This is a genomic window from Streptomyces sp. NPDC031340, from assembly GCF_055569945.1.
Window position 1 is genome coordinate 76,062 of record NZ_JBVIIE010000029.1, and the last position, 12,889, is coordinate 88,950.

Below are 12,889 nucleotides of genomic sequence, written 5' to 3' on the forward strand. Positions count from 1 at the left end.
CGGAAGACCGACGGCTCCGCCCCCGCGGGCGCCTCCGGGGCCGGGCGGCCTCTCCGCAAGGCGCCCGTGAGCCTCGGCCGCTGTCCCGCCGGGCGCACGCGAACCTTGGCCGCCGTCCCGCCGGGTGCCCGGTTCCGGCCGCCTCTCCGTGTGGGTGTCCCGGTGCGGGTGCCCCGGTGCGGCTGTCCGGTGCCGACCGGCGAGCGGTGCGGCCGGGGCCGGGTAAACGGGCCCGGTGCCGTCAGCGGTGTACCCGCGACCGGTCCAGGGCGGCGATGCCCAGTGCGGCCAGGCCGATCTGGATGAGCCACTCGATCCAGTCCACGCCGTTCGTGTCGGCGACGTCGAGGGCGTTCGCGATGGCGGACCCGATCAGCGCGGCCACGATGCCGACGAGGATCGTCAGCAGGATGCCGACGCGCTGGCGGCCGGGCAGCACGAGCCGACCCAGGACGCCGATGACGATGCCGATCACGATGGCACTGATGATGCCGGAGATCTCCATTTTCCACCCCATTACTTCAAGGTCCCCGCACAGTCCTCATGCCCCCTCGCACCCCGTACAGTCCGCTCGAGTTCAACCGCCGGCCAACGCCGGGTCAATCTTGGGGCGCAGCATTCCCATGGCGCCTGTTCACCCCTCGGATTGCCATGTACCGTTCAACCGATCGGTCGCGCGGGTGCCGTGCGACCCGATTTCTACGCGCGCAGACGTGCCCAGCGTCTACGCGCGTAGTTCCGGCCCCCGCACCGCTTCGTCCCCGACTCCCCACGGAGGTATGCCGGATGCTCGGACACAGCAGGTTCCGCCACAGACTCACCACCGCCCTCGCCGCGCTCGGCCTGCTCACCGCGGGCGCCGCCGTGCAGGCGACGGCCACCGCCACCCCCGCCCACGCGGCCACCACCCACCGCATCCTGTTCGACAACGCCCACGCCGAGACGGCCGGCAACGCCGACTGGATCATCTCCACCAGCCAGCCCGACCCGCTCGGCCAGAACTCCTCCCCGTCCGCCGAGACGGACTGGACCGGCGCGCTGTCCTCCTGGGGCGTCGCGCTGCAGAAGACCGGCAGCTACAGCCAGAAGACCCTCCCGTCGGGCTCCAGCCTCAGCTACGGCGGCTCCTCCACCACCGACCTGTCGAACTTCGACACGCTGGTCCTGCCGGAGCCCAACACCCTCTTCACCACCGCCGAGAAGACGGCGATCATGAACTTCGTCAAGAACGGCGGCGGGCTGTTCATGATCTCCGACCACACCGGCGCCGACCGCAACAACGACGGCTACGACGCGGTCGAGATCTTCAACGACCTGATGACCAACAACAGCGTCGACTCCACCGACCCGTTCGGCTTCTCCATCGACTCGCTCAGCATCAGCTCCGACTACCCGACGGCCATCAGCGACAGCACCGACCCCGTGCTGCACGGCTCCTTCGGCACCGTCACCAAGAGCCTGATCGCCAGCGGCACCACCGCCACCCTGAAGCCGTCGGACAACTCCTCCGTCAAGGGCCTGCTGTACCGTACCGGTTACTCCGGCAACACCGGCGCGTTCTTCGCCACCAGCACCTTCGGCAGCGGCCGAGTCGCCTTCTGGGGCGACAGCTCGCCCATCGACGACGGCACCGGCCAGTCCGGCAACACCCTCTATGACGGCTGGAACGACTCCGGCGCGACCAACGCGGCGCTCGCCCTGAACGCCACCGCCTGGCTGTCCGGCACCGGCACCAGCAGTGGCGGTGGCGGTGGCTCCACCACCTGCACCGCCGCCCAGCTGCTCGGCAACAACGGCTTCGAGTCGGGTGCCACCACGTGGAGCGGCACCAGTGGCGTCATCACCAACTCCACCGGCGAGTCGGCCCGTACGGGCTCCTACTACGCCTGGCTCAACGGCTACGGCTCCGCCAACACCGACACCCTCTCCCAGTCGGTCACCGTCCCCTCCGGCTGCACCACCGCGACCCTGAGCTTCTACCTGCACGTCGACACGGCGGAGACCACCACCAGCACCGCCTACGACACGCTCAAGGTCCAGGTCCTCAACAGCTCCGGAACGGTCCTGGGCACCCTGGCGACCTACTCCAACCTCAACGCCGCCAGCGGTTACACGCAGCGCAGCTTCAACCTGGCGAGCTACGCCGGCCAGACCGTCACCCTGAAGTTCACCGGCACCGAGGGCTCCACCCTCCAGACGTCGTTCGTCATCGACGACACCGCGCTGAACGTCAGCTGACCCGCCGGGGCCCTGCCCGGTCCGCCGAGGACCGGCCAGGGCCCCACGGCCACCATCGCCCCGACAGCCTCCCCACGGCCGCCCCTCGGCTGATCAACACGGTGTTAATTTGGGGCAATGGCATTGCGCAACGCTGTGATGGCCGCGCTCCTGGAGGGCGAGGCATCCGGATACGACCTCGCGAAGGGCTTCGAGGCCTCGGTCGCCAACTTCTGGATGGCCACCCCACAGCAGCTCTACCGGGAGCTGGAGCGCATGGAGAGCGAGGGGCTGGTCTCCGCGCGGGTCGTGCAGCAGCAGCGGCGTCCCAACAAGCGGCTCTACTCGCTCACCGACGCCGGTCTCGCGGTGCTCCGCGACTACGTCGCCGACGTCCCCGCCCGGCCGACCGCCATCCGGGACGAGCTGATGGTCAAGGTCCAGTGCGTCGACATCGGCGACACCGGCGACATCGAGGCCGTACGGGCCGCCGTCGTCGAGCGCATGGAGCGGTCCGCCGCCAAGCTCGCCCGCTACGAGCGCCTTCAGGAACGCCTCCTCGCCGGCCGCGGCGAGGACGACTACTTCGCCACCGCCGAACGCATCGGCCCCTACCTGACCCTGCTGGGCGGCCTCGCCCTCGAGCGGGCCAACGTCGAGTGGGCGCGCACCGCCCTGCGCCGCCTCGAACAGCGGGCCTCCGCACTGCGCTGAGGCCGCTCCGCCTCACCGATGCCGGGGTGTCGGGCGCCGTACGTGAAGGCGTCCCATTTCGTCAGGCGGGTGTGTGGAGCGTCTCGACCGCCGTTACGAGCGGGGCGAGTTCCGGGTTCCGCGCGGCCTCGTCCAGGGCTTCCCGCAGCGCCGCCTCATTGGTGGGGCGGGCCTGCTCCAGCAGTTCGAGACCCGCCTCGGTGACGTTCGTGTAGATGCCGCGCCGGTCGGTCGGGCAGAGGTAGCGGGTGAGCAGGCCGCGGTCCTCCAGGCGCGTGACCAGCCGGGTCGTCGCGCTCTGGCTGAGGACGACCGCGTCCGCGACCTGTTTCATCTGCAGATGGCCGCCCTCGCCGTCGTGCTGCCGGCTCAGCACGTCCAGCAGCGAGTACTCGCGCACGCTCAGATCGTGTCCGGCCTGCAGCGCGCGCTCGATGTGGGCCTCGATCCTGCCGTGCAGCAGCGAGAGGGCGCACCAGCCCTGGGCGAGGGCGGTGAGCGCCGGATCCGTCGCGGTCATGGGCCTGGGTCCTCCGTCCCGGGATGCTGGCTGTGCTCCAGGATAGGGCACCGGTGAAAATGTCGGCTTGGGCGTGTAGGGCGCGCATGCAACTTGTCTCCGGCGCGGAGGCTGCGCGGTACGCCGACCGGACGTCCACCCCCGCGGCGGCGCTTGACTTCGAGAGCGTTCGAAACCGGCCACCACGGGCGACCTCGACGCCTTCCTGAGGGACATGGAGGGCTACACGAAGCTGGGCCTCGACACCGTGATCCTCCCCCCCCGCGTCGGGCAGTCGGCCGGCTGGATCGAGAGCTTCGCGGCCCCGGCGGTCCGGCGCCTGGCCGAGCTGGACTGAACGACGGCGGCGCGGGGAAGGCGCCGGACGAGCCTCGCGGAACCGGCCGTGCGGATCAGGCCTCGCCGAAAAGGCCGTAGGGGAGGGGCTGTAGGGAAGGGGCCGGAGCGCGTGGCTCCGGCCCCTGGGGACCCGTGGCCGGGGCGGGGGTCGAGGAGGCCCGCGGTGTCCGCGCCTCCCCGTGATCCGGCCGGGGTCGGGTCAGGCGGCGACGGCCTCGCCCGCGTGGCCCCGCAGACGGGCGACGACCTCGGTCACCTGGGCGGCGACCTCGGCGTCGTCGGCCGGGTGGGTCTCGGCGAAGCGGGTGATGGAGTTCGGGATGGACAGCTTGATGTCCTCGATCACCTTGCCGCCGGCGATGCCCACGGACTTGCGGGTCTCGTCCTGCGCCCACACACCGCCGTACTGGCCGAAGGCGGTGCCGATCACGGCGACCGGCTTGCCGCCGAAGGCGCCGGCGCCGTACGGACGCGACAGCCAGTCGATGGCGTTCTTCAGGACGGCCGGGATGGAGCCGTTGTACTCGGGGGAGAAGAGCAGGAATGCGTCGGCGCCCCGGGCGGCCTCGCGCAGCTCCGCGGCGGCGGCCGGGACGCTGCCCTCGACGTCGATGTCCTGGTTGTAGAAGGGGATGTCGCCGAGGCCCTCGAACAGCACCACGTCGGCGCCCTCGGGGGCCAGCTTGGCGGCCGCTTCGGCGAGCTGGCGGTTGTGCGACCCGGCGCGAAGGCTGCCGACGAGGGCAAGGATGCGAACAGACATGGGAACTCCAAGGGGGGTGCGAGTCACGGTCGTGCAATGCGGACCGGGGTCCGCTTAGCTGTTGTAGCACCCTAAGCGGACCGCGGTCCAGTTTTGTTCCCATGCTTTACGCTGTGTTCATGCCCAGCGCCCCGCCGCCTTTCCCCGAGTCGGTCCAGCCCTCCGGTGAGCCCCAGTTGCTGCAGCTCAGCTCCCTCGAGGACGAGCCGTGCCTGCGGGCCGACGCCGCGCGCAACCGTGCCCGGCTGCTGGAGGCGGCCACCCGCCTGATCGCCGAGCACGGTGTGGACGGGGTCACCATGGAGGCGGTGGCCGTGGCGGCCGACGTGGGCAAGGGCACCGTCTTCCGCCGGTTCGGCGACCGCACCGGACTGCTGATGGCGCTGCTCGACCACTCCGCGAAGAAGCTGCAGGCCGACTTCCTCGGCGGACCGCCGCCGCTCGGCCCCGGCGCGCCGCCCCTGGACCGGCTGCGGGCGTTCGGCGTGGCGGTGCTGTACCGCTCGGCCGAGCAGCTGGACCTGCGGCTGGCCGCCCAGGCGGGGCCGAACCGGCGGTACGCGCACCCGTCGATCCAGGCGCTCTCCATGCACGTCGTCGTCCTGCTGCGGCAGATCGTGCCGGACGCCGACTGCGAAGTGCTCGCCCAGGTGCTGATGGGGTACCTCGACCCCGGTCTGATCCACCATCTGACCCGGGAGCGCGGGATGCCGATGGAGCGGCTGGAGGTGGGCTGGACCGACCTGGTGGCCCGCGTGACGCAGACCCCGCTCCCCGCCTGATCCGGCTTCCCTCCTGGTCCGGCCCCCTCGCCTGGTCCGGCCCCCTCGCCTGGTCCGGCCCCCTCGCCTGGTCCGGCTTCCCGCCTGGTCCGGCGGCTCAGTGCCAGACGGCGAACGCGTCCAGCAGCCCCTGCGGTGCGTCGTCGCGGAACAGCAGCACGGCGTTGGCGGCCGATTCGGCGGCCGACTTCTCGCTGCGGGGGAACAGCCTCTCCTCGTACGCCGCGAGCGCGGCCTCGGTCTCGCCCGGGGCCGCGGCGATCGCCAGGCCCAGTTCCGCGCCGTCGAGCATGGCCAGGTTCGCCCCCTCCCCGGCGAACGGGGACATCAGGTGCGCGGCGTCGCCGAGCAGGGTGACGCCGGGGACGCGCTCCCAGCGGTGCCCGACCGGGAGGGCGTGGATCCGCCGCGGGACCAGGGCGCCGTCGGCGTCGCCGACCAGCGCCCGCAGGCTCTCGTGCCAGTCGGCGAAATGCTCCAGCACGGCCGCCTTGGCGGCCGCGGTGTCGGTGAAGTCGACCGAGTCGAGCCAGTCCTCGGCGACCCGCAGCGCCGCGTACACGTGCAGGCTGCCGTCGGTCTCCCGGTGGGCGAGGAAGCCCTTGCCGGCTCCGAGGGCGAACAGCAGCCCGCCGCCGACGACCTCGGCGCCGACCGGGTGGCGTGCGTCCGCGTCCCGCAGGTCGGCCTCGACGAACGACACGCCGGAGTAGACGGGCACCGCGTCGGAGACCAGCGTCCGGATCCGCGACCAGGCGCCGTCGGCGCCCACCAGCAGGTCCGTGGTGAAGGCGGCGCCGTCGGCGAGCGTCACCTCGTGTCGGCCGTCGCCCAGCGGGCGCGCGCCGGTGACCTTCGCGCCCCAGCGCACCGTGCCCTCGGGCAGTGAACCGAGCAGCAGACCGCGCAGGTCGCCGCGGTCGATCTCGGGGCGCTCGCCGTCCCCGTCGTCCGGCTCGTCCATGCGGACCACCGCGTCCTTGTCGAGGATCCGCATGGCCTCGCCGCCCCGGTGGACCAGGGAGCGGAACTCCTCGTGCAGGCCCGCCGCCCGCAGCGCCTCCTGGCCGGAGTCGTCGTGGATGTCGAGCATGCCGCCCTGGGTGCGGGTGGCGGGGGAGGGCTCCAGGTCGAAGACGGCGGCCTCGACGCCGCGCAGACGCAGGACGCGGGCGAGGGTGAGGCCGCCGAGTCCGGCGCCGACGATCGCGATCGGGTGGTGGGTGGTCATGAGTTCTCCTCGGAGTCGGCCGGGTGTGGCGGTGGAACGGGCACGGCGGTCCGCGCGATGCCGGCGATCAGCACCTCGAACCCCCACGCCATGCGGTCCTCGGGGCCGGCGCCCGACAGCAGGTGGCCGGCGAGAGCCGCGATGTGCGGGTGGTCCTGCTCGGAGGCGCCGTGCAGGGCGTCGCGGAGGGCGTCCCAGTCCTCCTCGGACGCCTCGTCGGCGTGCTCGGCGGCCGTCGCGGTGGCGAGCTGCAGCAGCAGGTCCACGCCCCACGCGGCCTGCGCGGGCGGCACACCCCCCTCGTCGAGCAGGGCCAGCAACGTCTCGATCAGATCGAGGTAGTTCGGCCCGCTGGGCCGGGCGGTGAGCGCGGAGCGGGCGAGGCTCGGGTGCTCCAGGAGCATCGCGGTGTACGCGGTGAGCACGCCCCGCAGCCGGTCCCGCCACGAGCCCCCGGCCGGCGCCGGGCCGACCGTGCCGAGGAGTTCGTCCAGGACGGCCGCGTGCAACTCCGCGGTGTTGCGGACGTAGACGTACAGCGAGGCCGGGCCGGTGTCGAGCTCCTGCGCCAGACGTCGCATGGTCACCTTCTGCAGACCCTCGGCGCGCAGCACGGCGACGGCCGTGGCCACGATGCCCGCCCTGCTCAGGGCGGGCTTGGCCGGGCGCTCACGGCGGCTGCGGGGGGTGTCGGGGCGGTCGGTCATGAGAAGACCGTAACGAACATGTTCGTGCAGAACAAGTTCGTCACGAACATGTTCGTCCAAAAGTTCGTCGATGAGGTCCCGTGGGGCTTCGGTGCGGTCCCGAGGCCGGCCGGTCCCGCGTTCACCCCCTCGGAGTGCCGGGCCGAGCTTCTGCCAAGATGCGGTACGTCATGGTGCAGATACCGAACACGCCCGCGCCCCCGTCACCCACGCCGCGTTCCGTGCCCACGAGTGCCGACGTGGCCCGCCTGGCCGGCGTCTCGCGCGCGACCGTCTCCTACGTCCTGAACAACACCAGCGCCGTGCGCATCAGCGAGCCCACGCGCCGCCGGGTCCGCGAGGCCGCGAAGGAACTGGGGTACGTGCCGCACGCGGCCGCCCGCAGCCTGCGCGCCGGACACAGCCGCATGGTCCTGATGCCCGCCCCGGCCATCCCCGTCGGCGCGCTGTACGGCCGGTTCATCAACGAACTCCAGTGGGCGCTCGGCCGCCTCGACTACACGGTCGTGCAGTACGGCACCGTCGGCCTGCACAGCGACGAGGCCGCCCGCGCCTGGGCGGAACTGCGCCCCGTCGCCGTCCTGGTGCCCGGCGCCGGGCTCGGCCCGCAGGGCGTGGCCGTGCTCAAGGGTTCCGGCGCCCGTGCCGTCGTCACTCTCGGGCCCGCGTCCGTCGAGGGCGCCCACGCCCTGCTCATGGACCACGAGGCCGTCGGCCACTGCGCGGCCCGCCATCTGCACGACCGCGGCCGGCGCCGTATCGGGGTCGTCGTCCCGGAGGAGGAGGGCCTGGCGACCTTCTCGCTGCCCCGCCTCGACGGCGTGCGCGGCGCCCTGCGCGGCACCGCCGCCACCGTCACCGAACTGCCCCTCGCCTACACGGAGGAGAGCGCCGCCCGGCTCGCCGCCCGCTGGCGCGGCCTCGGCCTGGACGCGGTGTTCGCGTACAACGACGAGTACGCGATGCTGCTGATGCGCGCCCTCCAGGACGAGGGCGTCCGCGTCCCGGAGGACACGGCCGTCATCGGCGCCGACGACCTGATGCTCGGCCGCCTGCTGCGGCCCCGCCTGAGCACCGTACACATCGAGTTGCCGTCCGGCCGCGACCTCGCCGAACTGGTCGACCGCGCGGTGCGCGACCCCGGCGCCGCGCCCGGGACGCACAAGGTGCTGGGGGCCACGGTGGTGCACCGCGACTCCAGTTGACCGCCCGGCTGCCGCACCGCCCGTGGAGGGTGCACGGAAACGGGGCGCCGTGTCTCTCCGACACGACGCCCCGGACGTACGCGGCGCCCCGGAACGGGGGCGCCCCGGAACAGGGGTGCCGCTACTCCCCGTTCTGCCCGGCCTGCGCCTGCTGCGCGGCCACGGCCTTGCGGACCTCGTCCATGTCCAGCCGGCGGGCCTGCCCGATGACGTCCGTCAGGGCGGCCTCCGGCAGGGCGCCCGGCTGCGCGAACACGGCGACCTGGTCACGCACGATCATCAGCGTCGGGATCGACTGGATGCCGAACGCGGCCGCCAGCTCCGGCTGGGCCTCGGTGTCCACCTTGCCGAACACCAGGTCCGGGTTCTCCTCGGCAGCCTTCTCGTACACCGGCGCGAACTGACGGCACGGCCCGCACCAGGACGCCCAGAAGTCGATCAGGACGAACTCGTTGTCCGTGACCGTCTGGTCGAAGTTCTCCTTGGTGAGCTCCACGGTGCTGCTCATGACGTGAATCCCTGCTTCCTGGGGGGTCGGGTCGAAGCCGTCCGCACAACGCGGCCGACCGGTCGCGTATTCCGCGCCCATACCCGTGTGGCCACGGGGCACACCACCCACCAGACTGACCCCATGACGGAAACGGAAACCTTCGTGTACGACGTCGTGGTGCTCGGAGCCGGGCCCGTGGGGGAGAACGTCGCCGACCGCACCCGTGCGGCAGGCCTCTCCACCGCGGTCGTGGAGAGCGAACTGGTCGGCGGCGAGTGCTCGTACTGGGCGTGCATGCCCAGCAAGGCGTTGCTGCGCCCGGTCATCGCGCGGGCCGACGCCCGCCGCCTGCCGGGCCTGAGCCAGGCGGTCCAGGGCCCCCTCGACGCGTCCGCGGTGCTCGCCCGGCGGGACGAGTACACCTCCCACTGGAAGGACGACGGCCAGCTCCAGTGGCTCGACGGCATCGGAGCCGACCTCTACCGCGGCCACGGCCGCCTGACCGGCCCGCGCACCGTGACCGTCGGCGGCAAGGTCCTCACCGCCCGGCAGGCCGTCGCCGTCTGCACCGGCAGCCGGGCCCTCCTGCCCGACCTGCCCGGCCTCGACGCGGTGGCGCCCTGGACCAGCCGGGAGGCCACCAGCGCCAAGGCGGCGCCCGGCCGGCTGGTCGTGGTCGGCGGCGGGGTCGTCGCCACCGAGATGGCCACCGCCTGGCAGGCCCTCGGCTCCCGCGTCACGCTCCTGGTACGCGGCAAGGGACTGCTGGGCCGCATGGAGCCCTTCGCCGGCGAACTGGTCGCCGACGCCCTCACCGAGGCCGGTGTCGACGTGCGCACCGGCACCTCGGTACGGGCCGTGTCCCGTCAGGACGGCACGGTCGTGGTCGTCACCGACGGCGGCGAGCGCATCGAGGCCGACGAGATCCTCTTCGCCACCGGCCGCGCCCCGCGCACCGACGACATCGGCCTGGAAACCGTCGGTCTGGAACCCGGCTCCTGGCTGACCGTCGACGACAGCCTGCGGGTCACCGGCACCGACTGGCTGTACGCCGTCGGCGATGTCAACCACCGCGCCCTGCTCACACATCAGGGCAAGTACCAGGCCCGCATCGCCGGCGCCGCCATCGCGGCCCGCGCCTCCGGCACGCCGATCCCGGAGTCCGACCCGTGGGGCGCCCACGCGGCCACCGCCGATCACGCCGCTGTCCCCCAGGTCGTCTTCACCGACCCGGAGGCGGCGGCCGTGGGCCTGTCGCTGGCCGACGCCGAACGGGCCGGCCACCGGGTCCGCGCCGTCGACGTCGAGTTCTCCTCCGTGGCCGGCGCCGGCCTGTACGCCGACGGCTACCGCGGGCGGGCCCGCATGGTCGTCGACCTCGAACGCGAGATCCTGCTCGGCGTCACCTTCGTCGGCCCGGGCGTCGGCGAACTGATCCACTCGGCGACGGTCGCCGTGGTCGGCCAGGTCCCGGTCGACCGCCTCTGGCACGCGGTCCCGTCCTACCCGACGCTCAGCGAGGTGTGGCTGCGGCTGCTGGAGGCCTACCGCGACAACTGACCCACCGGGCACGGTCGTTCGGCCGGTCCCTCACGGCAGGTCGAAGCCGAGGGACCGGGCCGCCTCGACCGGTGTCGGCTGTGCCCAGCGCCGCGCCATTTCCTGGTTCGACGACAGCGAGCGCAGCTCGGCGCGGTCGAGGTACAGCACACCGTCGAGATGGTCCGTCTCGTGCTGCACGATCCGGGCCGGCCAGCCGGTGAACACCTCGTCCACCGGGCGGCCGGCCTCGTCCTGGCAGCGCAGCCGGACCTCGGCCGCCCGGGCGACCACCGCCTGCCAGCCGGGCACGCTCAGGCAGCCCTCGAAGAACGCGGCACGGGCCGGGCCGACGGGCTCGTAGGACGGGTTGACCAGCACCCGGAACGGCTGCGGCAGCCGGCCGCGGGCCAGCCGCACCTCCTGCGGCACGGGCGCCGGGTCCTCGATCACCGCTAGCCGCAGGGCCACCCCGACCTGCGGCGCGGCGAGGCCGACGCCCGGCGCCGTACGCATGGTGACGCGCAGGGCGGCCACGAAGCGGGCCAACAGGGCGGGATCCAGCTGGCCGTCGAAGGGCTCGGCGGCGCGCCGCAGCACCGGATCGCCCGCCGCGACGATCGGCAGCGGGCCGCCGGCGGCGAGGAGTTCCTCGACCAGGTCGGCAAGGGGCGCACGGTCACGGGATGTTGCCATCCGGCAAGCATGCCACGACGGCCGCGCAGGGACGTTCCGTCCTGTGACGCAGGACACACGCGCCCGGCGGGAACCCGGCGCCGTCCGCACCCGACGACTGAGACACCACCGCAGTCACCTGAATCACCGCGGCCACTCCCGCCCCTGCCCCTTCCCCTGCCCCTTTCCCTGCCCCTGTCCCCGTTCCCCTTCCCGTCCCGGAGAGCCCGCCGATGCCCACCGCTTCCCCGACCGCCACCGACGAGGCCCCGCGGCACCCCGACCCCGCGCCGACGTCCTCCGGATTCCTCGCGCCGTTACGGCCGTTGATCCTGCGCCTGCACTTCTACGCCGGAGTCGTCGTGGCGCCCTTCCTGCTCGTCGCCGCCGTCACCGGCTTCCTGTACGCCGGCGCCCTCCAGGCCGAAAAGCTCGTGTACTCCCACGAGTTGACCGTCGCCGAGGTGGGGAGGGCCAAGCTGCCCGTCTCCCGCCAGGTGTCCGCCGCGCGCAAGGCCCACCCGGAGGGCACGGTCTCGGCCGTGCGCCCCTCCCCGGCGGCCGACGCCACCACCAGGGTGCTGCTGTCCGGCGTCGAGGGCGTCGCCGCCGGCCACACCCTCGCCGTGTTCGTCGACCCGTACACCGGCGAGGTGCGCGGCGCGCTGGAACAGTACGGCTCGACCGGCGCGCTGCCGCTGCGGACCTGGATCGACGAACTCCACCGCGACCTGCGCCTGGGCGAACCCGGCCGCGTCTACAGCGAGTTCGCGGCGAGCTGGCTGTGGGTGATCGCGGGCGGCGGGCTGGTGCTGTGGTTCTCCCGGCGTCGCGCCCTGCGCGCGGTGCGCGGCACCGCCGGACGGCGCCGCACGCTGGGCCTGCACGGCACGGTCGGCGTCTGGGCCGCGGCCGGCTTCCTCTTCCTCTCCGCGACCGGCCTGACCTGGTCGACGTACGCCGGGGCGAACATCGCCGAGCTGCGCACCGCGCTCGGCCAGGCCACCCCGTCCGTCTCGGCGACGGCCGGCGGTGAGCACGCCGGCCACGGCGGCGCCGTCTTGGGCGGGGGAGCGGAGCGGGGCGCCGGTCTCGACGAGGTGCTGGCGGCGGCCCGGGCGAAGGGGCTGACCGACCCGGTGGAGATCGTGCCGCCCGTCGACGCGGACTCCGCCTACGTCGTCAAGCAGGTGCAGCGCAGCTGGCCGGAGAAGCAGGACTCGGTCGCGGTCGACCCGGTCACCGGTGAGGTCACCGACGTGCTGCGGTTCGCCGACTACCCGCTGCTGGCGAAGCTGACCCGCTGGGGCATCGACCTGCACACCGGCGTCCTCTTCGGCCCGGTCAACCAGATCGCCCTGATGCTGCTCGCGCTCGCGCTGGTGCTGCTGATCGTCTGGGGCTACCGCATGTGGTGGCAGCGCGGCCGCGGACGGGCCTTCGGGCGGCCGGTCCCGCGCGGCGCCTGGCAGCGGGTGCCGCCGCAGCTCCTCGTCCCGCTGGTGGCGGGCGTGGCCGTCCTCGGCTGGTTCGTGCCGCTGTTCGGTGTTCCGCTGGCCGCCTTCCTCGCCGTCGACGTGCTGCTCGGCGAGGCGGCCCACCGGCGGGCGCGGCGGCGCGGCGCGCCCGCCTGACACGGGTGGGGGGGGGGTCCCGGGGACCGGCCCCCCCCCCCCCCCTGCCGTCCGCGGGATGCAACCCCGCGGT

13 protein-coding genes and 1 pseudogene are annotated in these 12,889 nt (G+C 73.3%); 7 read left to right on the plus strand and 7 right to left on the minus strand.

The window, feature by feature from the left end; all coding sequences use genetic code 11:
* Positions 1-241 precede the first annotated feature (241 nt).
* Positions 242-505 carry a GlsB/YeaQ/YmgE family stress response membrane protein gene (locus tag ACZ5GT_RS23100; protein ID WP_469028667.1) on the minus strand — a complete coding sequence of 88 codons (264 nt, stop codon included), beginning with the start codon at positions 503-505 and terminating at the stop codon, positions 242-244.
* A 281-nt stretch (positions 506-786) separates the two neighbouring features.
* Here ACZ5GT_RS23100 and ACZ5GT_RS23105 point away from each other — a divergent pair, with 281 nt between their 5' ends.
* Complete coding sequence (locus ACZ5GT_RS23105) at positions 787-2,238, plus strand: hydrolase (RefSeq protein WP_469028670.1); 1,452 nt, start codon at positions 787-789, stop codon at positions 2,236-2,238.
* A 117-nt stretch (positions 2,239-2,355) separates the two neighbouring features.
* Complete coding sequence (locus ACZ5GT_RS23110; protein WP_469028673.1) at positions 2,356-2,931, plus strand: PadR family transcriptional regulator; 576 nt, start codon at positions 2,356-2,358, stop codon at positions 2,929-2,931.
* 61 nt (positions 2,932-2,992) lie between these two features.
* On the opposite strand, the gene ACZ5GT_RS23115 is transcribed toward ACZ5GT_RS23110, so the two are convergent.
* Positions 2,993-3,451 carry a MarR family winged helix-turn-helix transcriptional regulator gene (locus ACZ5GT_RS23115; RefSeq protein ID WP_469028678.1) on the minus strand — a complete coding sequence of 153 codons (459 nt, stop codon included), beginning with the start codon at positions 3,449-3,451 and terminating at the stop codon, positions 2,993-2,995.
* A gap of 178 nt (positions 3,452-3,629) precedes the next feature.
* Between ACZ5GT_RS23115 and ACZ5GT_RS23120 the strand changes: the two are divergent.
* Positions 3,630-3,788: pseudogene (locus ACZ5GT_RS23120) on the plus strand (LLM class F420-dependent oxidoreductase); the annotation flags it as partial.
* A 201-nt stretch (positions 3,789-3,989) separates the two neighbouring features.
* Here the strand turns inward: ACZ5GT_RS23120 and ACZ5GT_RS23125 are convergent.
* Positions 3,990-4,553 (minus strand): NAD(P)H-dependent oxidoreductase, encoded by a 564-nt coding sequence (locus ACZ5GT_RS23125; RefSeq protein WP_469028684.1) that lies wholly within the window; start codon positions 4,551-4,553, stop codon positions 3,990-3,992.
* Positions 4,554-4,654: 101 nt separating this feature from the next.
* Between ACZ5GT_RS23125 and ACZ5GT_RS23130 the strand changes: the two genes are divergently transcribed.
* Positions 4,655-5,335 carry a TetR/AcrR family transcriptional regulator gene (locus tag ACZ5GT_RS23130; protein ID WP_469028689.1) on the plus strand — a complete coding sequence of 227 codons (681 nt, stop codon included), beginning with the start codon at positions 4,655-4,657 and terminating at the stop codon, positions 5,333-5,335.
* Positions 5,336-5,432: 97 nt separating this feature from the next.
* On the opposite strand, the gene ACZ5GT_RS23135 is transcribed toward ACZ5GT_RS23130, so the two are convergent.
* Complete coding sequence (locus ACZ5GT_RS23135; protein WP_469028694.1) at positions 5,433-6,566, minus strand: FAD-dependent oxidoreductase; 1,134 nt, start codon at positions 6,564-6,566, stop codon at positions 5,433-5,435.
* Positions 6,563-7,273 (minus strand): TetR/AcrR family transcriptional regulator, encoded by a 711-nt coding sequence (locus ACZ5GT_RS23140; RefSeq protein WP_469028700.1) that lies wholly within the window; start codon positions 7,271-7,273, stop codon positions 6,563-6,565. The genes ACZ5GT_RS23135 and ACZ5GT_RS23140 overlap by 4 nt, the downstream gene beginning before the upstream one ends.
* 158 nt (positions 7,274-7,431) lie before the next feature.
* On the opposite strand from ACZ5GT_RS23140, the gene ACZ5GT_RS23145 reads away from it, so the two are divergent.
* Entirely contained in the window at positions 7,432-8,478 is a 1,047-nt protein-coding gene (locus ACZ5GT_RS23145) for a LacI family DNA-binding transcriptional regulator (protein WP_469028707.1), read from the plus strand.
* Positions 8,479-8,599: 121 nt separating this feature from the next.
* On the opposite strand, the gene trxA is transcribed toward ACZ5GT_RS23145, so the two are convergent.
* The gene (gene trxA / locus ACZ5GT_RS23150; protein WP_469028713.1) at positions 8,600-8,986 is read right to left on the minus strand and encodes a thioredoxin; all 387 of its coding nucleotides are present in this window, start codon (positions 8,984-8,986) and stop codon (positions 8,600-8,602) included.
* 123 nt (positions 8,987-9,109) lie between these two features.
* On the opposite strand from trxA, the gene ACZ5GT_RS23155 reads away from it, so the two are divergent.
* On the plus strand, positions 9,110-10,528 hold the full coding sequence (locus ACZ5GT_RS23155) for a dihydrolipoyl dehydrogenase family protein (RefSeq protein WP_469028719.1): 1,419 nt from the start codon (positions 9,110-9,112) through the stop codon (positions 10,526-10,528).
* 30 nt (positions 10,529-10,558) lie between these two features.
* Here the strand turns inward: ACZ5GT_RS23155 and ACZ5GT_RS23160 are convergent, their stop codons facing one another.
* Complete coding sequence (locus ACZ5GT_RS23160) at positions 10,559-11,203, minus strand: peptide deformylase (RefSeq protein WP_469028726.1); 645 nt, start codon at positions 11,201-11,203, stop codon at positions 10,559-10,561.
* Between the two features lie 212 nt (positions 11,204-11,415).
* Between ACZ5GT_RS23160 and ACZ5GT_RS23165 the strand changes: the two genes are divergently transcribed.
* Positions 11,416-12,816, plus strand: a complete 1,401-nt coding sequence (locus ACZ5GT_RS23165; RefSeq protein ID WP_469028732.1) for a PepSY-associated TM helix domain-containing protein — start codon at positions 11,416-11,418, stop codon at positions 12,814-12,816.
* The last annotated feature ends 73 nt before the right edge of the window (positions 12,817-12,889 follow it).

Bases quoted from the DNA above. Each gene is read 5' to 3' on its own strand.
- ACZ5GT_RS23100 (WP_469028667.1), bottom strand. From the start codon at position 505: ATGGAGATCTCCGGCATCATCAGTGCCATCGTGATCGGCATCGTCATC.
- ACZ5GT_RS23105 (WP_469028670.1), top strand. From the start codon at position 787: ATGCTCGGACACAGCAGGTTCCGCCACAGACTCACCACCGCCCTCGCC.
- ACZ5GT_RS23110 (WP_469028673.1), top strand. From the start codon at position 2,356: ATGGCATTGCGCAACGCTGTGATGGCCGCGCTCCTGGAGGGCGAGGCA.
- ACZ5GT_RS23115 (WP_469028678.1), bottom strand. From the start codon at position 3,451: ATGACCGCGACGGATCCGGCGCTCACCGCCCTCGCCCAGGGCTGGTGC.
- ACZ5GT_RS23125 (WP_469028684.1), bottom strand. From the start codon at position 4,553: ATGTCTGTTCGCATCCTTGCCCTCGTCGGCAGCCTTCGCGCCGGGTCG.
- ACZ5GT_RS23130 (WP_469028689.1), top strand. From the start codon at position 4,655: ATGCTTTACGCTGTGTTCATGCCCAGCGCCCCGCCGCCTTTCCCCGAG.
- ACZ5GT_RS23135 (WP_469028694.1), bottom strand. From the start codon at position 6,566: ATGACCACCCACCACCCGATCGCGATCGTCGGCGCCGGACTCGGCGGC.
- ACZ5GT_RS23140 (WP_469028700.1), bottom strand. From the start codon at position 7,273: ATGACCGACCGCCCCGACACCCCCCGCAGCCGCCGTGAGCGCCCGGCC.
- ACZ5GT_RS23145 (WP_469028707.1), top strand. From the start codon at position 7,432: ATGCGGTACGTCATGGTGCAGATACCGAACACGCCCGCGCCCCCGTCA.
- trxA (WP_469028713.1), bottom strand. From the start codon at position 8,986: ATGAGCAGCACCGTGGAGCTCACCAAGGAGAACTTCGACCAGACGGTC.
- ACZ5GT_RS23155 (WP_469028719.1), top strand. From the start codon at position 9,110: ATGACGGAAACGGAAACCTTCGTGTACGACGTCGTGGTGCTCGGAGCC.
- ACZ5GT_RS23160 (WP_469028726.1), bottom strand. From the start codon at position 11,203: ATGGCAACATCCCGTGACCGTGCGCCCCTTGCCGACCTGGTCGAGGAA.
- ACZ5GT_RS23165 (WP_469028732.1), top strand. From the start codon at position 11,416: ATGCCCACCGCTTCCCCGACCGCCACCGACGAGGCCCCGCGGCACCCC.